This is a genomic window from Klebsiella sp. WP8-S18-ESBL-06 (assembly GCF_014169755.1).
GTDB classification, from domain to species: domain Bacteria; phylum Pseudomonadota; class Gammaproteobacteria; order Enterobacterales; family Enterobacteriaceae; genus Kluyvera; species Kluyvera ascorbata_B.
Map to the genome: position 1 here is coordinate 2,743,895 of NZ_AP022256.1, position 22,098 is coordinate 2,765,992.

Genomic DNA, 22,098 nt, shown 5'->3' on the forward strand with positions numbered 1-22,098 from the left:
AAGGTGCTGAAGGATGCATGGTTTTAGAAAATCTTAAATCGCTATAAAGCAAAAGCCCCACGGGGTTAACCGCAGGGCTTGAATGTATTCGCTAACGTATGAGCAGAATATCCCATTGTTGGACGTAGATTAGTCCTTTTTATTCGAACATGCAATACCTTGCTTTTAAAATGCTGCGTATTAGCAAAACACTGCTGCTATCGTGTGACGGACTTCAAAGCAGCATCAGCGCTACTCTCTTCCATGTGGCATTGAGTTATCAGTTGCTCGTAGAACGGCTTGTAGCTGCGGGACCAGGTCGGTTGGCTAATTTCCATGACCTCTGCGCATATGGCCTTCCTGGCGTTCTCCGCTGGCAATCTGGCATATCCCCTGCCCGAGCACTTCCCGCATTCTTTCATCACTGGAACGCCCTGCAACCGCGTGGCCTCTTTATCCAGCACCTTTCCCTTCCCATGGCAGCGGCACGCATTGCTGATAACACCCTTTCCGTTACATGCAGAGCATAAAACGCGCGCTGTATCCCGAACCGACTTCCATTCCTCCCAGTATGACGGGCAAACGCCTTTTGTGACCTTTGCCCACTTAGGCGGCTTCCCGTCCGGGTACTGGACTTTATTAGTGAATACTTCTGCTTCGGTAAATCCCTCGCCACCGCAACATTCGCAGCTGCGAACGCTTGCAGCACTTCGCGTGTAGTCCTGGTAAGCAAAGGTGCAAAGGATTTCGATAACGCGGCGGCGTACGCTTTCGCTGAGTCCACAAATCGCGCTATGTCGTTTTGATAATTGTTCGGCTGTTTCACAGAGCGCCTCCATCGCCCGGTCTGGGCTGCTGATACCAATTTTTGCCAAGTAAAGATCAAAACCAAATCCGCATTTCGCGTTAACCAGGCCCAGTGCTGCCATTACATCCGTTCCGGTGAGGTTGTCAGTAGCAGTTGCCCGTGAGGAGTCACTGAACATCGGGGACTTCGGTGCAAAATATTTAGCGATTGATTCGAGGTTCATAGCGTTTCTCCAGCACAGGTTTTCACGTAATTTTTCAGTATCCGGTAGTCCGTAAGCACAGAGCCGGGAAAGTGGTATAAGCGCAGCCGCTGCCAGCGAACGCGGAGGTGATCGGCAAAATAGGATTCGAATGTCACGCGGCCTCCTGCTTTTTCAGCGTGCGCAAATCCGCCAGGGCCGCGAGCCTGATTTCCTTCAGCTCTTCGACCGTCCAGCGGTGCGGGGTGTTGTTGTTCTCCAGTGCCAGCACCGGCTCTTCGCCGTAACGCTCCACCAGCGCGGCCCGGTATGCTTCGATGTTCCCGGATTTGTAGACGTTGCAGGCGTCACACTGAAGATGGATGTTGAAGCGGGTGAAGCGCAGGTGCCCGGCGGCGGCCGTCGTGCGGTAGTGCCCTGCATGCCATGCGAACGCTGTTTTCGTTCCGCAAGAAATACAGCCCCGCCCTTCTGCCAGCTCAGTCTCGCGGCAAATGTCGTTCACGGCGCGCTGCGTCAGGTCAACCCAGTGCTTCAGCGGTTTAACCGCGGCTTTGCGCTGGCGCCAGGCCGCACGCTCTTTCTTCTCGACGGCGCGCTGATGCGATAGCTCCTTGCGCAGCGCGGCTTCGCGGGCTTTCCTGGTCTGTTCTTTGGCAACGGCGCTGGCACACTCATAGCCGCACACTGTCTGCGTGTCGCGCGCAGGGTGGAACCACTGACGGCATTCTTTGTTGGCGCACTTGCGGCGCGGTAGCTTAGCCATGCTTACCCCCACGCCTTGCTTTGCCATACCCGGCTCGGGCGCGGCGCTTTGTCGCCTTCCGGCAGCTGCGCGCTGACAGTCCAGGTGATGTTGTCACGGTTCAGGCTGCGCTCGACTTTGACGCCGCGGCGCCGGTAGTTGGCCAGCAGTTCGTCGGCCTGTTCTGTGGTGCATTCTTGATGATGGAACCAGCTAAATTTCATCGGCATCATCCCCCGAAACTCATCAGCTGAGCCGCGGCGTTCTCGGCCTCCTGCTGCGTGCGGAACGTGCGGGACAATATCCAGCGCCAGAGAACATCGAGCGCGGCCTTGTACAGCTGCTGGAACTCGATTTCGTCCATGTTGGCAAATGAGATGCTGCGGGGATGCTTGCGAAGCGTGCCGTCCGGCAGCTGAATAGCGTCGTAATGCCCGGCCTCTACGATTACCCAGGCCCGGTACGCATCAAAGGATTTGCACAGGCTGATGCCGTTGGTGACACGGCGACTGGCGATCTGGTCAAGATATTGTTCAGCGGCATCCAGCAGCGCGCCTTCGTTGCCACCGTATGCAGACAGGTATTTGGCGTAGCCGGTTACCAGCCTGCGCTCGTTTGACGAGATAGCACCGCCGGCAGGTTCCCAGTATTCGAAGCCGAGGTTGAGCAGTGCGAAGAAGCGGCGATGAAATGCCGGATTGCGGACCTGTTTGAACTCAGCCACCAGCACGGCGCCGAGCTTAATTTTTGATTGCAGAATATCGCTGGTCTCCGGCGTCGCCGGGATCAGGATTCCAGAGTTTTGCTTGATGAGTTGTAACTGCGCCATGGTCTTCTCCGTGGCGCATAAGGCTGTCAGTTGTTCAAGCTGACACTGACATTATGTACAGGTGATAATGGGAAATCAATGTAAAAACCCGCCGTGGCGGGTTATGTGAGTACTGAGAGGGAATCGACCCCGAGCCCCATCAGTTTTCAATGGTTCTAGGGTTAAGGATATGCAGTTTTATCTCAGAAAAAATCTTACCGTAACTCTCATTAGCCTCGCTCGCAGTGGTGAACGACAGGATATGTCCAGTTACTGAAATTTCCAAAGTAGAGCCATTGCCAACAAATGTAACATCATCACGGTCCGAAACCAGAATGGGCCTAACGAATTTAAGCACATCCAGCGCATTGGTATCATCCTGAACCTGATCCACAAGGAAATAGCGGTATAGCCCACGTTCAATCGGTTGTTCCGATTTAGTCACATATAGCCAAACATTTTTTTCGACTTGAGCCTTATGTATCACGCTCTCTTGTGGTCCCGGAGATGAGCAAGTCGTAAAACTAAGCACACCCAACAGAACAACGGCCAAAAATAGAGCCAGCATTACAGTGGGTTGATTCATGAATTGAATTTTTTTAATTTTCATCCGGGCCTCCTGCCATCAGTGCGCTTATCGCAATCCTTGAAGATATAACAACAAAGCCACTGACTCCGGACAACTAACTTCAGTCTAACGTTTGATATATATCAACCTCGAAACAACAGACACGACGAATGTGCTACTACCTAAACGCCAACCACTCTTCCCAGGCCATCTCCGGGTTGATATCCGGATATCCCCTCTCGTCAGCCATAGCTTCAGCAACATCGTCAGGCAGGTCGATAGCCGTAGCGTTATCTCGAATTAGACTGGCCCCCTGAATCTCCAGACAGTTGGTATCACTTAAGTTAGTGATAGTCTTAATACTAGTTTTTAGACTAGTCGTTGGAGTCCGAATGATTGATGTTTTAGGTCCAGAGAAGCGCAGACGGCGAAGTGTTCAGGAAAAAATCGCCATTGTTCAGCAGAGTTTTGAGCCCGGAATGACCGTGTCGCTGGTCGCCCGTCAGCATGGCGTTGCTGCCAGTCAGCTGTTCCTGTGGCGTAAGCAGTATCAGGAAGGCAGCCTTACAGCCGTTGCCGCAGGAGAACAGGTTGTGCCCGCGTCGGAGCTGGCATCTGCGATGAAGCAAATTAAAGAGCTGCAACGCCTGTTGGGCAAGAAAACCATGGAAAACGAGCTGCTAAAAGAAGCCGTTGAATATGGCCGACAAAAAAAGTGGATAGCGCACGTGCCCTTGTTGCCGGAGGATGGCGAATAAGCCTTGTCAGTCGTTGCCTCCGGGTCTCACGTGCGCAACTGCATGCCATGGCCCGTCGGTCAAAGGACTGGCAGGATCGTCGGTGCAAGCGCAAGCCTGATGATACTGACGCGCTGGCCCGTATCCATACCGTTATCGGCGATCTGCCCACCTATGGTTATCGTCGGGTATGGGCACTGCTGCGCAGACAATCAGAAACTGACGACATGGCGGTGATCAATGCCAAACGCGTATACCGCATCATGCGTCAGAATGCGCTGCTGCTTGAGCGTAAACCGGAAATACCGCCATCGAAGCGGGCGCATACAGGGAAAGTGGCCGTTGGAGAAAGTAACCAGCGGTGGTGCTCTGACGGCTTCGAGTTCAGCTGTGATAACGGTGAAAAACTGCGGGTCACGTTCGCTCTGGACTGTTGCGATCGCGAGGCACTTTACTGGGCGGCCAGTAACGGTGGATATGACAGTGAAACCGTGCAGGACGTCATGCTGGGTGCCGTGGAGCGTCGTTTCGGTAACAGCCTGCCGACATCCCCAGTTGAGTGGCTGACAGACAACGGTTCAGCCTACCGTTCTTATCAGACGCGTCAGTTCGCCAGAATGGTAGGACTGGAGCCTAAACATACGGCGGTACGTAGCCCGGAAAGCAACGGGATGGCAGAGAGCTTCGTGAAAACGATGAAGCGCGATTACATCAGCATCATGCCGAAACCCGACGGGTTAACAGCGGTAAAGAACCTTGCGGAGGCCTTCGAACATTACAACGAATGGCATCCGCATAGTGCACTGGGGTATCGTTCGCCACGGGAATATCTGCGGCGGCGAACCAGTAATGGGTTAAGTGATAAAAAGTGTATGGAAATATAGGGGCCAATCCACCCGTGTGCTTCAGCATGGCACTCGTTATCCCGCTGCGCTTTCCCGCAATAACGACCGTTCAACCGAAGAAGTCTGGCCGCAATTTAACTTATAAATATTAATGGCAGCATCAAATAACACGTTATTTTGAATTCCTTACATTCTTCCCTATTGCACATCTGATTTTATCGCTCTATTATTACTTCAACAAACCACCCCACAATATAAGTTTGAGATTACTACAATGAGCGAAGCACTTAAAATTTTGAACAACATCCGTACTCTTCGTGCGCAGGCAAGAGAATGCACCCTTGAAACGCTTGAAGAAATGCTGGAAAAATTAGAAGTTGTTGTTAACGAACGTCGCGAAGAAGAAAACGCAGCTGCTGCGGAAATCGAAGAGCGCACCCGTAAACTGCAACAATATCGCGAAATGCTGATTGCTGACGGTATTGATCCGAACGAACTGCTGAATAGCATGGCTGCTGCTAAAACCGGCACCAAAGCAAAACGCGCTGCACGTCCGGCTAAATATAGCTATGTTGACGAAAACGGCGAAACCAAAACCTGGACCGGCCAGGGTCGTACCCCGGCAGTTATCAAAAAAGCGATGGACGAACAGGGTAAATCTCTGGACGACTTCCTGATCAAGGATTAATCCTTACGCTTCGCAAAAATCCCGCTACGGCGGGATTTTTTATATCCACAATACCCCGTCTGCACGAACGCACCTACGCAAGCACGCTCATTTTTTATCCTTTTGTGTTATTCAGAAATAAAAAAACCGGGTTTCCCCGGCTTTTTAAAGCATCCGCTATATTACTTAGCAATGCCCAGCGTATCTTGCAGCCACGCTTTGAACTCTTCGCCCAGCGTATTGTGACGAATACCGTATTCAACAAACGCCTGCATATAACCCAGCTTATTACCACAGTCATGGCTTTTGCCTTTCATATGGTATGCTTCGACGGTTTCTTTATCGATCAGCATATCAATCGCGTCAGTCAGCTGGATTTCATCGCCGGCTCCCGGAGGGGTCTTCGCCAGCAGCGGCCAGATATCCGCGCCAAGAACATAACGCCCAACGACCGCCAGATTAGACGGCGCAACGTCGGCTTTCGGCTTCTCAACGACGCCCACCATCGGTACGCTGTCGCCAGGCTTCAGCTCTGCGCCTTTGCAGTCAACCACGCCGTAGGCCGTCACGTCTGCAACCGGTTCGACCATGATTTGACTCACGCCGGTTTCATCGAAACGGCTAATCATTTCGGCCAGGTTTTCACGGCTCAGATCGGATTCATATTCGTCGAGAATAACGTCCGGCAGAATGACCGCAACGGGCTCATCGCCGACCACCGGGTGCGCGCACAGTACCGCGTGGCCCAGGCCTTTCGCCAGACCCTGGCGAACCTGCATAATGGTGACGTGCGGCGGGCAAATAGCCTGCACTTCGTCGAGAAGCTGACGCTTAACGCGCTTCTCCAGCATCGCTTCAAGTTCGAAGCTGGTGTCGAAGTGGTTTTCAATAGAATTCTTAGAAGAATGAGTCACCAGCACAATTTCAGTGATACCAGCTGCAATACACTCGTTCACGACATACTGAATTAAAGGCTTATCCACCAGCGGCAGCATTTCCTTAGGAATTGCTTTGGTGGCAGGCAACATCCTTGTACCTAATCCGGCAACCGGGATAACAGCCTTTCTTACTTTCGAATTTAGGGCAGCCATTCAAATCTCCTGAACTGTTCAAACTTTGAACTTGCTCGTTTATTAATAACGCGCCGAGTATATCATCACAACCTACTGAGGCTGCTCTGAAAAGGACGCGATGACCTCGAATTAAGATTTATACTCGAAAGTCGGGCTGAAGGAGGAGCGCCGCCCATAAGATCGGCGCTGGCATAAATCACCTAAGCCGAAGATAACGGGTTCGTTCAACGCACAGCACGCTGAAGTATGACGAGTATATCCACATCAATTTGCCTGATAGTATCACCACGGCAGTTAAGCTGTTAAAGCTATCCCTGAAAAAAAATGCGTTTGCTCATTCCGCAGACAACATTAAGCGTAAACGGCCGCCTTTACCCCAAATCTGGCACTGCCATGAAGTGCAGCGCTGGCTTATTTGGTTAAGGTAGGCGTTTCCTAACGTACCCAGCGGTACGCCATTGCTTATTTGTATTTGATGGTCGCCGGTATTTAATGTGCCGTTCAAACCGGCCGATACCAGGATAAGATTTTTTAACCCGCTGTGATAATAACCCACCAGCAGCGGGAACTGGCCGGGTAGATTGGCCTGACGGAGCAGTTGATTAACCTGTTTTAACAAACTGCCTAATTCTGGCAGACGCTGGCCTTGATGCGCGAACTGCTCTTGCAGCAGACCATTAAACAGCACACGTAATAGCAATGCGGCAAGAACGCCATTATCACCCGCGCGGGTAACATCCAGACAATAAAATGCCAGATCGTGTTCAGAAAGCGGCGCAATATCCAAAACTAAGCCTGGCGCATCCACCGCCATCAGCTGGCGATAATTTATCCGGCAATGGGATATTTTTTGCTGCACCGGCGGCTGTAGCTCTTGTAACAGTTTTGCCGCCGCTGCCGGATTGCTCACTAACGCATCCCAATCTTCAAATAACCGCTCTTCCTCTTCCACTCGGGAATTAAACATATTGGGATACAGACAAGCCAGCACGGTTTCCCGCAGCCGGTTGAGGTCTTTCACCGGCTTTAATAACACATCCTGCACGCCAAGGCGCAGTGCCCTCGCGATATCGGCCATATTTTCAGTCGCGGAAATAATCAGAATCGGCAAGGCATCACCTGCATTACGCAAATGCTCCACCAACTGCAGGCCGTTCATCCTTGGCATGGCCAGGTCGCAAATCATCAGATCTGGCCTCTGACACTCTATCTGCGAGAGCGCATCAACGCCGTCCTGGGCCAGCAACGTGCGCGCGCCAAGCGACGAAAGCCATGAATCCATAAGTGAGCGGAAAACGGGTTCGTCTTCGACAATTAAAATGTGTTTACCCGCCAACGGCTGCGTCATGATATCTCCCCTGCCCGACGATATTTAAATAGTGGCATGCTATTGCGATCATCGCCTTTCAGATTTTGCTGAAGTAGTCGAAAAAAGTGCCTTAAGTTGAACTCTGAACCAAAGGCAAAAGCTCATCTGTCTTTTTTTCAACCGCTTGTTGGCCCGCGGCGATTGCAGATGAGGCTCGATGAAAATCCAGAGTTGAGATCTGGGGACAAAACGGTTGCAGTAAAATATCCGGCGGGTCACCCGCCATGCGGTTACGCTTGAGACGGTTTTCCAGCACCTGTATCGATGTGGTCATGATTTCCATTGCCGTAGGCGCCACCACGGAACGACGTGAGGCAACGCGTCCTAGCCGAGCGCGCAGGCGTTCATGCCATGATAGCTCATCGGGAGACTCATCGATCTCCGCATCGGGTTGAATATTCACGGACAGCAGATCCTGCTGCATAAGATGTGCGTCATGTTGCAAATCGACAGCGATAACAATGTCCGCGCCCAGCGCACGCGTGAGCGAAACCGGTACCGGGTTAACCACCGCACCGTCAACTAACCAGTAGCCGTTATGCAACACCGGCGCCATCAGACCGGGAATACTGCATGACGCGCGCACGGCCATATGTAAATCACCTTCCGTAAACCACAACTCGCGACCGGTGCTTAAATTGGTGGCGACGGCCGCAAAGCGTCGCTCGCACTGCTCAATGGTGTCATTGGGCATAATCTGCCGATATTGATTAAATACGCGTTCACCGCGCAGCAACCCACCGCGCCGCCAGGAGAGATCCATCAGGCGCAGTACATCCCAGTAGCTAAACGAACACACCCACTGCTCGAGCGCGGGAAGCTGGTTGCTGGCGTAAGCTGCCCCTACCAGTGAACCAATAGAGCAACCGGCAACAATATCAACTTCAATGCCCATTTTCTGTAGCGCTTTAATCACGCCGATATGCGACCAGCCGCGCGCCGCTCCTGAACCCAACGCCAGGCCGATTTTAATTTTTCTCATTGTTACCGACGAACATCCTCTTATTTCTGGCGTGGCATCATCTCCATCGCTCGGTTACCATATCGCAATCAGGCGAAACCTCGCCGTTATTTTATCGAATCAGGGAGATCTCTTTGTCTGAACTTTGCCCTTGTGGGAGCGCTCTCGAGTATAGCTTATGTTGCCAGCCTTATCTGTCTGGCAATGCCGCGGCCCCCAGCCCATCGAGTCTTATGCGTTCGCGCTATTGCGCCTTCGTGAAGAAGGATGCAGATTATCTGGTGAAAACCTGGCACCCCACCTGTCAGGCCGACGCGTTTCGCGACGACATTCGCAACGGTTTCGCCCATACTGAATGGCTGGGGCTCACCGTTTTCGCCGAGGAAGACGGCCGCCACGCCGACGAAGGCTTCGTGAGCTTCGTTGCCCGTTTTCGTGAACATAACAAGAACGGCGCCATCATTGAGCGTTCACGATTCTTAAAAGAAAACGGGCAGTGGTATTATATCGATGGCACACGGCCAGTCATTGGCAGAAACGATCCCTGCCCCTGTGGTTCAGGGAAGAAATTTAAAAAATGCTGCGGGCAGTAGGCCCGGCAACAGCTTCGCAAACATCATCAACAGGATTTACCCGGCAATGCATTCCATCCAACGAAAAGTTTTACGCACAATCTGCCCTGACCAGAAAGGCCTGATCGCGCGCATTACCAATATCTGTTACAAACACGAACTGAACATCGTGCAGAACAATGAATTTGTCGATCACCGCACCGGGCGTTTCTTTATGCGTACCGAGCTGGAAGGGATCTTCAACGATGCAACCCTGCTGGCCGATCTGGACAGCGCCCTGCCGGAAGGTTCGGTACGCGAGCTGAATCCCGCCGGGCGTCGCCGTATCGTGATTCTGGTGACCAAAGAGGCGCACTGCCTGGGCGATTTGTTAATGAAGGCGAACTACGGCGGCCTGGACGTTGAGATTGCTGCCGTTATTGGCAACCATGATACGCTGCGTTCGCTGGTTGAACGTTTTGGTATTCCGTTCGAACTGGTCAGCCACGAGGGTCTTGCCCGCGAGGAGCACGACAAGCTGATGGCGGATGCCATTGAAGCCCACCAGCCGGATTATGTCGTGCTCGCGAAATATATGCGCGTGCTGACGCCGGAGTTTGTTGCCCGCTTCCCGAACAAAATCATCAATATTCACCACTCGTTCCTGCCGGCCTTCATCGGCGCGCGTCCGTATCACCAGGCCTATGAACGCGGCGTGAAGATCGTTGGTGCCACCGCCCACTACGTCAACGATAACCTGGACGAAGGTCCGATCATTATGCAGGATGTGATTCACGTCGATCATACCTATACAGCAGAAGATATGATGCGCGCCGGGCGCGATGTAGAAAAAAACGTGCTCAGCCGCGCGCTTTATCAGGTGCTGGCACAGCGCGTCTTTGTGTACGGTAACCGGACGATTATTCTTTAATCGTTAGCGAAATGAATTGATTAGCTTTAACCCGTTACGGATAAAAAGCAGGCAAACAGTTCATTTTCGACAAACGAATGCTTTACAGCGGCGCGTCATTTGATATGATGCGCCCCGCTTCCCGAGAAGGAAGCAGGCCAGTAAAACCTAGCATTACCCCAGTGGTGGGGTTCCCGAGCGGCCAAAGGGAGCAGACTGTAAATCTGCCGTCATCGACTTCGAAGGTTCGAATCCTTCCCCCACCACCATCACTTCCTGATAGTATCTCATTTAATTAAAACGCTAAAATTGTATATTCTGCCCATGCGGGGAAGGATGAGACGCTTCGACTAAGGTTCGATTCGAGCGTAGCGAGAAAGCGTTGTCGCAGACAACGACCCGAAGCGCGTAGCGCTGAGTAATCCTTCCCCCACCACCATCTTCTCCCGGTTGTATCTTCCCCAATTAAACATTCAAATACATCTCTGTTATTTCTTTAGCTCTATTTTGCGTCTCTGCCATATATATCCCGGCGGCGCTGCGCTTGGCCGGGCTACAAATGCTTCGATATCCGTGTAGCCCGGCCAAGCGCAGCGCCGCCGGGGAACACAGGCCGCACAAACAAAAAACCCCGCCGAAGCGGGGTTTAGCACGTCACTACGCCGTATTAATGGCGCGCACGAACAATCTGATACTTGCGGGTCAAATACTCGACCGGCACGCTCCAGATGTGCACCAGACGCGAGAATGGGAACAGCAGGAACAGCGTCATCCCCAGCACCAGGTGCATACGATAGATAAACGCCACGCCGTCCAGGTGTGCAGACGCACCACCGTGGAAGGTCACCACGGACTGCGCCCAACCAACCAGTTTCATCATCTCGCTGCCGTCCATATGTTGCGCCGAGAACGGAATGGTCAGCAGGCCCAGCGCACACTGGATAACCAGCACGGAAAGCACCAGGATGTCAGCACCGGTCGTCGTCGCACGCACGCGTGGGCTGAACAAACGGCGTTTAAGTAACAGCACGCCGCCGACCAGACACATCAAGCCAGCCGCGCCACCGCCAAACATCGCCATCTTCTGTTTGACTTCCAGCGGCAGCCACGCTTCATACATCCAGTGCGGCGTCAGCATACCCAGGAAGTGACCGGCGAACACGCCCAGGATCCCAAGGTGGAACAGGTTAGATGCGAGATTCATCCCTTTACGATCCAGCATCTGGCTGGACGCGGCGCGCCAGGTGTACTGGCCGTAGTCGTAACGTAGCCAACTGCCAATCAGGAAGACAGAACCCGCAATGTACGGATAAATGTCGAAGAAGAACATATTCAGGAAGTGCATTATTGCTGTCCTCCGTTAGAGATATTCAGATATTGCGGGGCCACGGCACCGGCAAAACGACGCTGGTGGTGAGTAATTTCCGAGTCACCACAGCCCTGGTCGGCAAAGAATTTCACCTGCTCTTCTTCCCACACCGCATCCAGCGCCTGAGGCGTATCATCGCGCGCTTCGTCGGCAATTTTTTCCGCCACTTTCGCTTCATCAACCGCGCTGTTCGCAAGCTTCAGCAACTGCTCAAACAGCACCGCATAACGACTCTCACGCTGTTGCAGACGCGCGCAGAGCAGCGCCAGAATCGGCGCGATGTCCTGCAAGCCGCCAATCGCTTCGCTCTCTGGCAGCTGCGCCAGGTACTCCAGATACAGCGGCAGGTGGTCCGGCAGCTCGCGGCTGTCGAGAACCAGGCCATGCTGCTCGTACTGATTCAGCAGATCGACCATCGCCTGCCCGCGGTCGCGGGATTCGCCATGCACGTGTTCGAACAGCAGCAGCGACGTCGCACGACCGCGGTCAAACAGCTCGCTGTAGGCAGCCTGAGCATCCAGCAGATCCTGCGCGGTTAAATCGCGCAGGAAAACGCCCAGCGCCTGGGCATCCGCTTTTTCCAGTTTTTCTGATTCAGACAGAACGTCAAAGAGTTCGCCTTGATGCTGCCATAAGGCAGCATCCGGGTACTCAAGGAGACGTGAAATCACCACGAGTTCAATCATGCGTGTGGCTCCGTTTTGCTGCTCACATCCACAGAATCAATACGACGGCTGTTGAACAGGTTGAACTTGCTGTCCGAACCGTGGCAGCCATCGCCGAAGCTAAAGCCACAACCGTTTTTCTCCGGGAACGCGTCGCGCGCTTGTTCACGGTGACTGCTTGGTACCACGAAACGATCTTCGTAGTTGGCAATCGCCAGGTAACGGTACATTTCCTGCGCCTGCGCTTCGGTCAGACCGACCTCTTCCAGCGCGCGGGTATCAATCACACCGTCAACGGTCTCGGTACGTTTGAAATGGCGCATCGCCAGCATACGTTTCAGCGCCAGCACTACCGGTTGGGTGTCGCCTGCGGTCAGCAGGTTTGCCAGGTACTGAACCGGGATACGCAGGCTTTCCACGTCCGGCAGAATGCCGTTGCTGCCCAGTTCACCCGCATCGGCTGCGGACTGAATCGGTGACAGCGGTGGCACATACCAGACCATCGGCAGCGTGCGGTATTCCGGGTGCAGCGGCAGTGCCAGCTTCCAGTCCATCGCCATTTTATAAACCGGCGATTTCTGTGCTGCATCAATCACGCTCAGCGGGATACCGTCTTTCTGCGCCTGCTCGATCACTTTCGGATCGTTCGGATCGAGGAACACGTCCAGCTGACGCTGATACAGGTCTTTCTCGTTCTCGGTGCTGGCTGCGGTTTCAATGGCATCCGCGTCGTACAGCAGCACGCCGAGGTAACGAATACGGCCCACGCAGGTTTCAGAACATACTGTCGGTTGACCGGCTTCGATACGCGGGTAACAGAAAACGCATTTTTCCGATTTACCGCTTTTCCAGTTGAAGTAGATTTTTTTGTACGGGCAGCCGGTGATGCACATACGCCAGCCGCGGCACTTATCCTGATCGATCAGTACGATGCCATCTTCTTCACGCTTGTAAATTGCACCGCTCGGGCAAGTAGCAACACACGCCGGATTCAGGCAGTGCTCGCACAGGCGCGGCAGGTACATCATGAAGGTGTTTTCGAACTGGCCGTACATTGCCTTCTGCATGTTCTCGAAGTTTTTGTCTTTCGACAGCTTCTCGAACTCACCGCCGAGGTCGTCTTCCCAGTTCGGACCCTTGGTGATTTTGTCCATGCGCTTGCCGGTAATCAGCGAGCGTGGACGTGCAATCGGCTGCGCCTTGCTATCAGCCGGCGCGTTGTGCAGCGTCTGGTAGTCAAAATCAAACGGCTCGTAGTAATCATCCAGACCCGGAAGATGCGGGTTGGCGAAGATTTTACCCAGCAGCAGCGCTTTGTTACCCATGCGCGGTACCAGCTTGCCGTTGATTTTACGGATCCAACCGCCTTTGTACTTCTCCTGATCTTCCCAGTTGGTCGGGAAACCGGTGCCCGGCTTGGTTTCAACGTTGTTAAACCATGCGTACTCGGTCCCTTCACGGCTGGTCCAGACGTTTTTACAGGTGACTGAGCAGGTATGACAGCCGATGCATTTATCGAGATTCAGCACCATGCCGACTTGTGAACGAATTTTCATTTTACGCTCTCCTGTACCTGGTCATTGCCTTCGCCGTCCAGCCAGTTAATGTTCTTCATCTTACGTACCACCACGAACTCATCACGGTTTGAACCTACGGTGCCGTAGTAGTTAAAGCCGTAGGCCAGGTGCGCATAGCCACCGATCATATGGGTCGGTTTTGGCGTAATGCGGGTCACCGAGTTATGGATACCGCCGCGTTGACCGGTAATTTCTGAACCCGGCAGGTTCACGATACGTTCCTGCGAGTGGTACATCATGGTCATGCCGGCCGGTACACGCTGGCTGACTACCGCACGCGCGGTCAGTGCACCGTTGTTGTTAAAGACTTCAATCCAGTCGTTGTCTTCAATACCGATCTCTTTGGCATCTTCTTCACTCATCCACACCACCGGGCCGCCGCGACCTAAAGTCAGCATCAGCAGGTTGTCGCTGTAGGTAGAGTGAATGCCCCATTTCTGGTGCGGCGTCAGGAAGTTCAGCGCCTTCTCTGGGTAACCGTTAGATTTCTTACCCATCACCTCTTTTACCGAGCGGGTGTCGATAGGCGGACGGTAAACCAGCAGGCTTTCCCCGAAGTCGCGCATCCACTGGTGATCCTGATACAGCGACTGACGACCAGACAGCGTACGCCATGGAATCAGCTCGTGAACGTTGGTATAACCAGCGTTGTAAGAGACGTGTTCGTCTTCCAGACCGGACCAGGTTGGGCTGGAGATAATCTTGCGCGGCTGCGCCTGAATATCACGGAAGCGAATTTTTTCGTCTTCTTTGTTGAGCGCCAGATGCGTGTGGTCACGACCGGTAAACTCACTCAGCGCCGCCCAGGCTTTTACTGCCACCTGACCGTTGGTTTCCGGGGCGAGAGTCAGAATCATCTCTGCGGCGTCGATTGCTGTGTCCAGCTTAGGCTGGCCTTTCGCCGGGCCTTCCGCCTTGGTGTAGTTGAGCTTACGCAGCAGATCCATTTCACTCTGGGTGTTCCAGGCAATCCCTTTACCGCCGTTACCGATTTTTTCCATCAATGGGCCGATAGAGGTAAAGCGTTCATAGGTTGCCGGATAATCACGCTCAACCGGAATAATGTGCGGTGCGGTTTTGCCCGGAATCAGGTCGCATTCGCCTTTTTTCCAGTCCTTCACGTCTAACGGCTGTGCCAGTTCGGCAGCGGAGTCGTGCTGAATTGGCAGCGTGACAACGTCGGTTTCTTTACCAAGGTGCCCCACGCAGACTTCGGAGAATGTCTTCGCGATGCCTTTGTAGATTTCCCAGTCGCTTTTTGATTCCCAGGCCGGGTCAACGGCGGCAGACAGCGGATGAATAAACGGATGCATATCCGAAGTATTCATATCGTCTTTTTCATACCAGGTCGCGGTAGGCAGCACGATGTCGGAGTATAGACAGGTGCTCGACAGACGGAAGTCCAGCGTCACCACCAGATCCAGCTTGCCGTCGAGGCCGTTATCCTGCCATTCCACTTCTTCCGGCTTCACGCCGCCCTGCTTGCCGAGATCCAGCCCCTGAATGCCGTGCTCGGTACCCAGCAGGTACTTCAGCATGTATTCGTGACCTTTACCGGAAGAGCCCAGCAGGTTAGAACGCCAGATGAACAGGTTACGCGGGTGGTTTTTACCGTTTTCCGGCTGTTCAGCCGCAAAACGGATAGAACCTTCTTTCAGCGCTTTAACGGTGTAGTCCACCGGGGTCATACCCGCTTTCTTCGCTTCATCGGCAATGCGCAGTGGGTTAGTGCCTAACTGCGGAGCAGACGGCAGCCAGCCCATGCGTTCAGCACGCACGTTGAAGTCCAGCAGGTGACCGGTATAGCGAGATTTGTCCGCCAGCGGTGACAGCAGTTCCTGTGCAGTAACCGACTCATAGCGCCATTGGCTCGAGTGGTTATAGAAGTAGGACGTACTGTTCATATGACGAGCCGGACGCTGCCAGTCAAGGGCAAACGCCAGCGGCTGCCAGCCGGTCTGCGGACGCAGTTTTTCCTGGCCTACGTAGTGTGCCCAGCCGCCGCCGCTCTGACCGACGCAGCCGCAGAACACCAGCATGTTAATCAAACCACGATAGTTCATATCGAGGTGGTACCAGTGGTTCAGACCGGCACCGACGATGATCATCGAACGACCGTGCGTCTTATCGGCGTTATCGGCGAACTCACGCGCGATACGGACGATCTGCGCGCTGGATACACCGGTGATTTTCTCAGCCCACGCCGGGGTGTACGCTTTAATATCTTCGTAGCTGGTTGCGCAGTTTTCATCGTTCAGGCCGCGTTCCAGGCCGTAGTTGGCCATGGTCAGGTCATAAACGGTGGTCACCAGCGCGGTGCTGCCGTCTGCCAGCTGCAGGCGTTTCACCGGCAGTTTGTGCAGCAGAATATTTTCCAGTTCTACGCTGGCGAAGTGTTCGGTACCGTCGCCGCCAAAGTACGGGAAGCCAACCTGTGCAACATCGTCATGGCTGCCCAGCAGGCTGAGGCGCAGCTCAACCTCTTCGCCGGTTTTGCCGTCGCGCTGTTCGAGGTTCCACTTACCTTTATCGCCCCAGCGGTAACCGATAGAACCATTTGGCGCGATCATCTCACCTTTTTCATCAAAGGCGACGGTTTTCCATTCTGGATGCTCTTCCTGGCCCAGGCCATCAACCAGATCCGCTGCGCGCAGCATACGGCCCGCGGCGTAGAAGCCGTCACGCTCTTCCAGCATCACCAGCATTGGCATGTCGGTATAGCGGCGAACGTAATCGGTGAAGTACTGGCTCGGCTTGTCGAGGTGGAATTCACGCAGCATCACGTGGCCCATGGCCAGCGCCATGGCCGCATCGGTACCCTGCTTCGGAGCTAACCACAGGTCGCAAAGTTTAGCGATTTCAGCGTAGTCCGGCGTGATAGCAACGGTTTTGGTGCCTTTATAGCGAACTTCGGTGAAGAAGTGGGCGTCCGGGGTACGCGTTTGCGGAACGTTGGAACCCCAGGCGAGGATGTAGCTTGAGTTATACCAGTCGGCTGATTCTGGAACGTCAGTCTGCTCACCCCAGGTCTGCGGAGAAGCCGGCGGCAGGTCGCAGTACCAATCGTAGAAGCTCAGGCAGGTACCGCCAATCAGGGAAAGGTAACGTGCGCCGGAGGCGTAGGAGACCATCGACATCGCCGGAATTGGCGAGAAGCCTGCCACACGGTCTGGGCCGTAGGTTTTTACGGTGTAGACGTTAGACGCCGCAATCAGCTCATTCACTTCCTGCCAGGAGGAACGAACGAAACCACCGCGACCACGCGCCTGCTTAAAGCTTTTCGCTTTATCCGCATCTTCAATAATGGAGGCCCAGGCATCAACCGGATCGCTGTGCAGTTTCTTCGCATCACGCCACATTTTCATCAGGCGTTTACGCATCAGCGGGTATTTCAGGCGGTTGGCGCTGTAGAGGTACCAGGAATAGCTCGCGCCGCGCGGGCAGCCACGAGGTTCGTGGTTCGGCAGGTCCGGGCGGGTGCGCGGATAGTCAGTCTGCTGGGTTTCCCAGGTGACCAGACCGTTTTTAACGTAGATTTTCCAGCTGCAGGAACCGGTGCAGTTCACGCCGTGCGTGGAACGAACCACCTTGTCATGCTGCCAGCGCTGGCGGTATCCATCTTCCCAATCCCGGTTGGTATTTAGAATCTGTCCGTGCCCATCGGCAAATGTTTCACCCTTTTGTTTAAAGTAGCGAAACCGGTCCAGGAATTTACTCATCGGGTCTCTCCTGTGTGGAGCCTGACGGCTCTCTGATAAGTCGACATTGCTGAATTTGCAGCGAAGGTAACGCGCTGAAAGATGAAGGGAATTGATAACGATCAAGATGCTCTTGCTTAACAACCACCACGCAAAACACACATACCACCAAGGTGGTATTAACACCTATTTTTTAACACCATGTATTTTAAGGATATTTTATTAATTTTATGCGTTTCGTATTGTTACAACTTAGCGTACTGGTATTAAGGGGTAGGTATTTCTCTCTCCCTGCAAGGCCCCCAACGGGCACGCGGCTACAAGCACAGATTCGGTTATTAGTATGTTGTAACTAAGAGGGAATAAAATAAAAGCGCGAACCCTCGCGCTTTTATTTCACAAATAACCGTCGCGGTTATTATTTTGCTTTACGACCGTATACTGCCCAGGTGACGATCACGCAGACAATATAGAACACGAGGAATACTTTCATCGCGCCAACCGGTGAGCCGGTTAATTCCAGCGAGGTCCCGAAGGCTTTCGGAATAAAGAACCCGCCGATCGCACCAATGGCGGAAATAAAGCCCAACGCTGCCGCCGTATCGGTCGCCGCTTCACGCATCGCTTTCTCTTCAGAACCGCCTTCGGCTTTCACGCGATCCATCGTCAGCTTACGGAAAATAACCGAAATCATCTGGAAGGTAGAACCACTGCCCAGACCGGCCGTCAGGAACAGCGCCAGGAACACGCCGTAGAACGCGATAAAGTTACCGCCTTCACCGTTGCTCGGCAGCGTCATGAACAACAGCGCGCTGAATACCGCCATCATAATGAAGTTGATCAACGTCACGCGCGTGCCGCCCAGGCGGTCAGAGATCGCCCCGCCCGCTGAACGCGCCAGTGCGCCAATAAACGGGCCGAAGAAGGCGTAATGCAGGATCTGAATTTCCGGGAACTGGGTTTTTGACAGCATCGCAAAGCCCGCCGAGAACCCGATAAACGAACCGAAGGTCGCCAGATACAGCAGGCTCATGATCCACAGGTGGCCGCGTTTCAGCACCGGCAACTGCTCTTTCAGCGATGCCTTAGACGTCGCCAGTTCGTTCATCCCGAACCAGGCCGCGACGGTGAAGATGGCCAGGAACGGCACCCAAATCCACGCGGCGTTTGCCAGGAACAGCTCGGAGCCGTCCGGCTGCTGTACGCCATGACTACCGAAAGCGGCAAAGATGGACAGCGAGATCGCCAGTGGAGCCACCAGCTGCATCACGCTCACGCCCATATTCCCCAAACCGCCGTTCAGGCCCAGCGCCCCGCCCTGCTTTTGTTTCGGGAAGAAGAAGCTGATGTTCGCCATGCTGGAAGCGAAGTTAGCGCCCGCAAAACCACACAGCAGTGAGATAATAATAAAGGTGCTAAATGGCGTAGACGTATCCTGAACCGCAAAGCCCAGCCATACGCAAGGAATGATCAAGATCCCGGTACTGAATGCCGTCCAGCGACGGCCGCCGAACATCGGCACCATAAAGGAGTAAGGAACACGCAGCAGCGCCCCGGACACCGACGGCAGCGCCGTCAGCATGAACAACTGGTCAGTGGTAAACTGGAAGCCCACTTTCGGTAAATTCACCGCGACGGCGCTGAACAGCATCCAAACGCAGAACGCCAGCAGCAAGCACGGTACTGAAATCCACAGGTTCCGGCTTGCGACGCGATGGCCGCGCTCTTGCCAGAACGCCGGATCTTCCGGACGCCAGTCGGTAATGACAGCGCCGGTTGCCCTTTCGGGGGCAGTGGAGTGACTCATAGACACCTCTGATTATTAATATTAACCCCCGCCACATTAGGGTTTACACCGTGAGGTAAGTTGATATAAATCAAAGGAAAAGTTGGCTGTAGAATGCGCAAAAAAACAGCGTCATCCTTAGGGAGTAGGCTTTTATGCCCAAAAAAACCTGTTTTATCACGTGGCTGTTACGTCGCTACCCCTCCGCGTACCCGCGCCTTACTATTATGGAAATAAAGAGGTAACCCTTTAGGGGTATGGGTATACTCCAGGCGATAGCCGAAAATAACGCCACTCGCCGGAGAGTCTTCCGCCAGGAGCCGCATCGCACAATGTTTAAACGTTTTTTTACACCACTCACGCTGGTGAATCAACTGGCCCTCATCGTCCTGCTATCAACCCTTATCGGGGTGGCAAGCATGATGATTTCTGCCCGCCTGGTCAACGGTGTCCAGGGCAGCGCACACGCCATTAACCAGGCCGGTTCGCTGCGTATGCAAAGCTATCGCCTGCTGGCGGCCATCCCGGTAAAACCGAGCGACCAGACGTTATTTGATGAAATGCAGCGCACCGTCTTCAGCCCCGAGCTGCAGCTGGCAGCCGAGCGCGACGGCCAGGTGCCGCAGCTGAAGTCGTTACAGCAATACTGGCTGGGCCATCTGGCGCCGGACATTCGTAACGCCCGCAGTCAGGATGAGGTGCTGAACGACGTGACCGGTTTCGTGAGCCGTATCAATCAGTTGGTGACCGTCTTTGACCACACCACGGAAGAACGTATTACCCACGTGGTATGGATGCACCGCCTGATGGCCTTCTTCATGGCGCTGCTGTTTATCTTTACCGTCTTCTGGCTGCGTACTCGGCTGCTGCATCCGTGGCGTCAGCTGCTGCGTATGGCTGAAGCCATCAGCCATCGTGATTTTACCTACCGCGCGCAAATCAGCGGGCGCAATGAGATGGCAACCCTCGGTATGGCGCTGAACAATATGTCCGCCGAGCTCGCCGAAAGCTACGCCTCGCTGGAGCGGCGCGTTCAGGAAAAAACCGCCGGGCTGGAGCAGAAAAACGCCATCCTCTCCTTCCTGTGGCAGGCCAACCGACGCCTGCATGCCAGCGCGCCGCTATGTGAGCGCATTTCGCCAGTATTGAACGGCCTTCAGACGCTCACCCCGCTGCGGGAAATTGAAGTGCGGGTTTACGACACCGAAGATGAGGAAAACCATCAGGAATTCAGCTGTCATTCCGGCCGTGAATGCGACGACCGGGGCTGTTATTTGTGCCCGCGCGATGAAGAAGCCTCCGCGCCGGACGGCGTCACGCTGAAATGGCGGCTCACCGACCCTCGCAACCAGTACGGGATCCTGCTCGCCACGCTGCCACACGGGCGTGAACTGAGCCACGATCAGCAGCAGTTAGTCGACACGCTGCTCGAACAGCTAACGTCGACGCTGGCATTGGATAAACAGCTCGAACGCCAGCAGCAGCTGATCGTGATGGAAGAGCGGGCGACCATTGCCCGTGAGCTGCATGACTCTATTGCCCAGTCGCTCTCTTGCATGAAAATGCAGATCAGCTGTCTGCAAATGATGCAAAACGAAAACGCCTCGGCAGAGAGCCGCGAGCTGCTCGGCCAGGTGCGTAACGAGCTGAACACCTCCTGGGCGCAGCTGCGCGAGCTGTTAACCACCTTCCGTCTGAAGCTGACCGAGTCAGGTCTGCGTCCGGCGCTGGAAGCCAGCTGTCAGGAATACAGTAATCACTTCGGCTTCCCGGTCCAGCTGGATTACCAGCTGCCGCCGCGCCACGTGCCGTCACACCAGGCGATCCACGTCCTGCAAATTGCCCGCGAGGCGCTCAGCAACGCGCTAAAACACGCGCAGGCCAGCGAAGTGAAGGTAACGGTCACCCAGCAGGCCAATCAGGTCAAACTGGTGGTGGCGGATAACGGCTGCGGCGTGCCGATGCACGCCGAGCGCAGCAACCACTACGGTCTTATTATTATGCGTGATCGCGCACAAAGCCTGCGCGGCGATTGCCAGGTTCGCCGTCGTGAAAGCGGCGGCACTGAAGTCGTGGTCACGTTTATCCCCGAAAAATCGCTTTCAACCCTCCAAGGAGAAATCCATGACTAATCAGGAACGGGCTACCATCCTGCTCATTGACGACCATCCCATGCTGCGTACCGGCGTTAAACAGCTGGTCAGTATGGCCTCGGATATCCAGGTCGTCGGGGAAGCCAGCAACGGCGAGCAAGGTATTGAACTGGCGGAAACGCTCGATCCGGATCTGATTTTGCTCGATCTCAATATGCCCGGCATGAACGGTCTGGAAACGCTCGACAAGCTGCGTGAAAAGTCGCTCTCCGGGCGCGTTGTCGTGTTCAGCGTATCGAATCATGAAGAAGACGTTGTCACCGCCCTCAAACGCGGCGCCGACGGCTACCTGCTGAAAGATATGGAACCCGAAGATCTGCTGAAGGCGCTGCAACAGGCCGCCGCCGGTGAAATGGTGCTGAGTGAAGCATTAACGCCGGTGCTGGCCGCCAGCCTGCGCGCTAACCGCGCAACGTCGGATCGCGACATCAACCAGTTGACCCCACGCGAACGCGATATCCTCAAGCTGATTGCCCAAGGACTGCCGAACAAGATGATTGCCCGCCGTCTGGACATCACCGAAAGCACGGTGAAAGTGCACGTGAAGCATATGCTGAAAAAGATGAAGCTGAAATCCCGCGTGGAAGCTGCCGTTTGGGTGAATCAGGAACGTATTTTCTGAGCCAC

Annotated in this window: 20 protein-coding genes, 1 tRNA gene and 1 other RNA gene; 8 read left to right on the top strand and 14 right to left on the bottom strand. The window is 54.3% G+C overall.

Annotation, left to right across the window (positions count from 1 at the left end; translation table 11 throughout):
* Positions 1-197: 197 nt before the first annotated feature.
* The 6 genes from H7R76_RS13185 to H7R76_RS13210 form a co-directional block, all read right to left on the bottom strand.
* Positions 198-1,010 carry an antitermination protein Q gene (locus H7R76_RS13185; protein ID WP_182965458.1) on the bottom strand — a complete coding sequence of 271 codons (813 nt, stop codon included), beginning with the start codon at positions 1,008-1,010 and terminating at the stop codon, positions 198-200.
* The gene (locus tag H7R76_RS13190; RefSeq protein ID WP_182965460.1) at positions 1,007-1,147 is read right to left on the bottom strand and encodes a YlcG family protein; all 141 of its coding nucleotides are present in this window, start codon (positions 1,145-1,147) and stop codon (positions 1,007-1,009) included. The genes H7R76_RS13185 and H7R76_RS13190 overlap by 4 nt, the downstream gene beginning before the upstream one ends.
* Positions 1,144-1,755: a recombination protein NinG gene (locus H7R76_RS13195; RefSeq protein WP_182965462.1), complete on the bottom strand. Its 612-nt coding sequence runs from the start codon at positions 1,753-1,755 to the stop codon at positions 1,144-1,146. The genes H7R76_RS13190 and H7R76_RS13195 overlap by 4 nt, the downstream gene beginning before the upstream one ends.
* Before the next feature lie 2 nt (positions 1,756-1,757).
* Positions 1,758-1,964, bottom strand: a complete 207-nt coding sequence (locus H7R76_RS13200; protein ID WP_182967987.1) for a hypothetical protein — start codon at positions 1,962-1,964, stop codon at positions 1,758-1,760.
* Entirely contained in the window at positions 1,964-2,563 is a 600-nt protein-coding gene (locus H7R76_RS13205) for a DUF1367 family protein (protein WP_182965464.1), read from the bottom strand. The genes H7R76_RS13200 and H7R76_RS13205 overlap by 1 nt, the downstream gene beginning before the upstream one ends.
* A 139-nt stretch (positions 2,564-2,702) precedes the next feature.
* Positions 2,703-3,152, bottom strand: coding sequence for a hypothetical protein (locus tag H7R76_RS13210; RefSeq protein WP_182965466.1), 450 nt, complete (start codon positions 3,150-3,152; stop codon positions 2,703-2,705).
* Positions 3,153-3,502: 350 nt separating this feature from the next.
* On the opposite strand from H7R76_RS13210, the gene H7R76_RS13215 reads away from it, so the two are divergent.
* Both H7R76_RS13215 and hns read left to right on the top strand, forming a co-directional pair.
* Positions 3,503-4,731, top strand: a protein-coding gene (locus H7R76_RS13215) for an IS3-like element ISEc27 family transposase (RefSeq protein ID WP_148116659.1) whose coding sequence is annotated in 2 segments (ribosomal slippage) — positions 3,503-3,818 and positions 3,818-4,731 — 1,230 coding nt in all. Because the reading frame shifts where the segments join, the coding sequence is not laid out codon by codon here.
* 235 nt (positions 4,732-4,966) lie between these two features.
* Positions 4,967-5,380: a histone-like nucleoid-structuring protein H-NS gene (gene hns / locus H7R76_RS13220; protein ID WP_064545023.1), complete on the top strand. Its 414-nt coding sequence runs from the start codon at positions 4,967-4,969 to the stop codon at positions 5,378-5,380.
* 161 nt (positions 5,381-5,541) lie between these two features.
* On the opposite strand, the gene galU is transcribed toward hns, so the two are convergent.
* The 3 genes from galU to rssA all read right to left on the bottom strand — a co-directional run bounded on the left by galU (position 5,542) and on the right by rssA (position 8,783).
* Positions 5,542-6,450, bottom strand: a complete 909-nt coding sequence (galU, locus tag H7R76_RS13225) for a UTP--glucose-1-phosphate uridylyltransferase GalU (RefSeq protein WP_106930789.1) — start codon at positions 6,448-6,450, stop codon at positions 5,542-5,544.
* A gap of 316 nt (positions 6,451-6,766) precedes the next feature.
* Positions 6,767-7,780, bottom strand: coding sequence for a two-component system response regulator RssB (gene rssB, locus H7R76_RS13230; protein ID WP_182965468.1), 1,014 nt, complete (start codon positions 7,778-7,780; stop codon positions 6,767-6,769).
* A gap of 91 nt (positions 7,781-7,871) precedes the next feature.
* Positions 7,872-8,783, bottom strand: coding sequence for a patatin-like phospholipase RssA (gene rssA, locus H7R76_RS13235; protein ID WP_106930785.1), 912 nt, complete (start codon positions 8,781-8,783; stop codon positions 7,872-7,874).
* A gap of 113 nt (positions 8,784-8,896) precedes the next feature.
* Here rssA and H7R76_RS13240 point away from each other — a divergent pair, with 113 nt between their 5' ends.
* From H7R76_RS13240 to H7R76_RS13255, 4 genes are all read left to right on the top strand, one after another.
* Positions 8,897-9,355: a YchJ family protein gene (locus H7R76_RS13240; protein WP_106930783.1), complete on the top strand. Its 459-nt coding sequence runs from the start codon at positions 8,897-8,899 to the stop codon at positions 9,353-9,355.
* Positions 9,356-9,401: 46 nt separating this feature from the next.
* Positions 9,402-10,244 (top strand): formyltetrahydrofolate deformylase, encoded by an 843-nt coding sequence (gene purU / locus H7R76_RS13245; protein ID WP_106930781.1) that lies wholly within the window; start codon positions 9,402-9,404, stop codon positions 10,242-10,244.
* 163 nt (positions 10,245-10,407) lie between these two features.
* Positions 10,408-10,492: transfer RNA gene (locus H7R76_RS13250), tRNA-Tyr, on the top strand.
* Positions 10,493-10,538: 46 nt separating this feature from the next.
* Positions 10,539-10,662, top strand: a non-coding RNA gene (locus H7R76_RS13255) — RtT sRNA.
* A 228-nt stretch (positions 10,663-10,890) separates the two neighbouring features.
* Here the strand turns inward: H7R76_RS13255 and narI are convergent.
* From narI to H7R76_RS13280, 5 genes are all read right to left on the bottom strand, one after another.
* Positions 10,891-11,568 (bottom strand): respiratory nitrate reductase subunit gamma, encoded by a 678-nt coding sequence (gene narI, locus H7R76_RS13260; RefSeq protein WP_035895580.1) that lies wholly within the window; start codon positions 11,566-11,568, stop codon positions 10,891-10,893.
* A complete protein-coding gene (gene narJ, locus H7R76_RS13265) occupies positions 11,568-12,278 on the bottom strand; it encodes a nitrate reductase molybdenum cofactor assembly chaperone (RefSeq protein ID WP_182929003.1) in 711 nt (236 codons plus the stop codon). The genes narI and narJ overlap by 1 nt, the downstream gene beginning before the upstream one ends.
* Positions 12,275-13,813 (bottom strand): nitrate reductase subunit beta, encoded by a 1,539-nt coding sequence (narH, locus tag H7R76_RS13270; RefSeq protein ID WP_106928863.1) that lies wholly within the window; start codon positions 13,811-13,813, stop codon positions 12,275-12,277. The genes narJ and narH overlap by 4 nt, the downstream gene beginning before the upstream one ends.
* Positions 13,810-17,553 (bottom strand): nitrate reductase subunit alpha, encoded by a 3,744-nt coding sequence (locus H7R76_RS13275; protein ID WP_182965469.1) that lies wholly within the window; start codon positions 17,551-17,553, stop codon positions 13,810-13,812. The genes narH and H7R76_RS13275 overlap by 4 nt, the downstream gene beginning before the upstream one ends.
* 397 nt (positions 17,554-17,950) lie before the next feature.
* Positions 17,951-19,339 carry a NarK family nitrate/nitrite MFS transporter gene (locus H7R76_RS13280; protein ID WP_182965471.1) on the bottom strand — a complete coding sequence of 463 codons (1,389 nt, stop codon included), beginning with the start codon at positions 19,337-19,339 and terminating at the stop codon, positions 17,951-17,953.
* 311 nt (positions 19,340-19,650) lie between these two features.
* Here H7R76_RS13280 and narX point away from each other — a divergent pair, with 311 nt between their 5' ends.
* Together narX and narL are read left to right on the top strand one after the other, a co-directional pair.
* Positions 19,651-21,450, top strand: coding sequence for a nitrate/nitrite two-component system sensor histidine kinase NarX (gene narX / locus H7R76_RS13285; RefSeq protein ID WP_182965473.1), 1,800 nt, complete (start codon positions 19,651-19,653; stop codon positions 21,448-21,450).
* Positions 21,443-22,093, top strand: a complete 651-nt coding sequence (narL, locus tag H7R76_RS13290; RefSeq protein WP_182965475.1) for a two-component system response regulator NarL — start codon at positions 21,443-21,445, stop codon at positions 22,091-22,093. Before narX ends, narL begins: the two co-directional genes overlap by 8 nt.
* Positions 22,094-22,098 lie beyond the last annotated feature (5 nt).

Coding starts and splice junctions, on each gene's coding strand:
- H7R76_RS13210 (WP_182965466.1), bottom strand. CDS start 3,152: ATGAAAATTAAAAAAATTCAATTCATGAATCAACCCACTGTAATGCTG.
- narL (WP_182965475.1), top strand. CDS start 21,443: ATGACTAATCAGGAACGGGCTACCATCCTGCTCATTGACGACCATCCC.
- H7R76_RS13195 (WP_182965462.1), bottom strand. CDS start 1,755: ATGGCTAAGCTACCGCGCCGCAAGTGCGCCAACAAAGAATGCCGTCAG.
- H7R76_RS13205 (WP_182965464.1), bottom strand. CDS start 2,563: ATGGCGCAGTTACAACTCATCAAGCAAAACTCTGGAATCCTGATCCCG.
- H7R76_RS13275 (WP_182965469.1), bottom strand. CDS start 17,553: ATGAGTAAATTCCTGGACCGGTTTCGCTACTTTAAACAAAAGGGTGAA.
- H7R76_RS13185 (WP_182965458.1), bottom strand. CDS start 1,010: ATGAACCTCGAATCAATCGCTAAATATTTTGCACCGAAGTCCCCGATG.
- galU (WP_106930789.1), bottom strand. CDS start 6,450: ATGGCTGCCCTAAATTCGAAAGTAAGAAAGGCTGTTATCCCGGTTGCC.
- narH (WP_106928863.1), bottom strand. CDS start 13,813: ATGAAAATTCGTTCACAAGTCGGCATGGTGCTGAATCTCGATAAATGC.
- narJ (WP_182929003.1), bottom strand. CDS start 12,278: ATGATTGAACTCGTGGTGATTTCACGTCTCCTTGAGTACCCGGATGCT.
- H7R76_RS13280 (WP_182965471.1), bottom strand. CDS start 19,339: ATGAGTCACTCCACTGCCCCCGAAAGGGCAACCGGCGCTGTCATTACC.
- narI (WP_035895580.1), bottom strand. CDS start 11,568: ATGCACTTCCTGAATATGTTCTTCTTCGACATTTATCCGTACATTGCG.
- rssA (WP_106930785.1), bottom strand. CDS start 8,783: ATGAGAAAAATTAAAATCGGCCTGGCGTTGGGTTCAGGAGCGGCGCGC.
- purU (WP_106930781.1), top strand. CDS start 9,402: ATGCATTCCATCCAACGAAAAGTTTTACGCACAATCTGCCCTGACCAG.
- hns (WP_064545023.1), top strand. CDS start 4,967: ATGAGCGAAGCACTTAAAATTTTGAACAACATCCGTACTCTTCGTGCG.
- narX (WP_182965473.1), top strand. CDS start 19,651: ATGTTTAAACGTTTTTTTACACCACTCACGCTGGTGAATCAACTGGCC.
- rssB (WP_182965468.1), bottom strand. CDS start 7,780: ATGACGCAGCCGTTGGCGGGTAAACACATTTTAATTGTCGAAGACGAA.
- H7R76_RS13200 (WP_182967987.1), bottom strand. CDS start 1,964: ATGCCGATGAAATTTAGCTGGTTCCATCATCAAGAATGCACCACAGAA.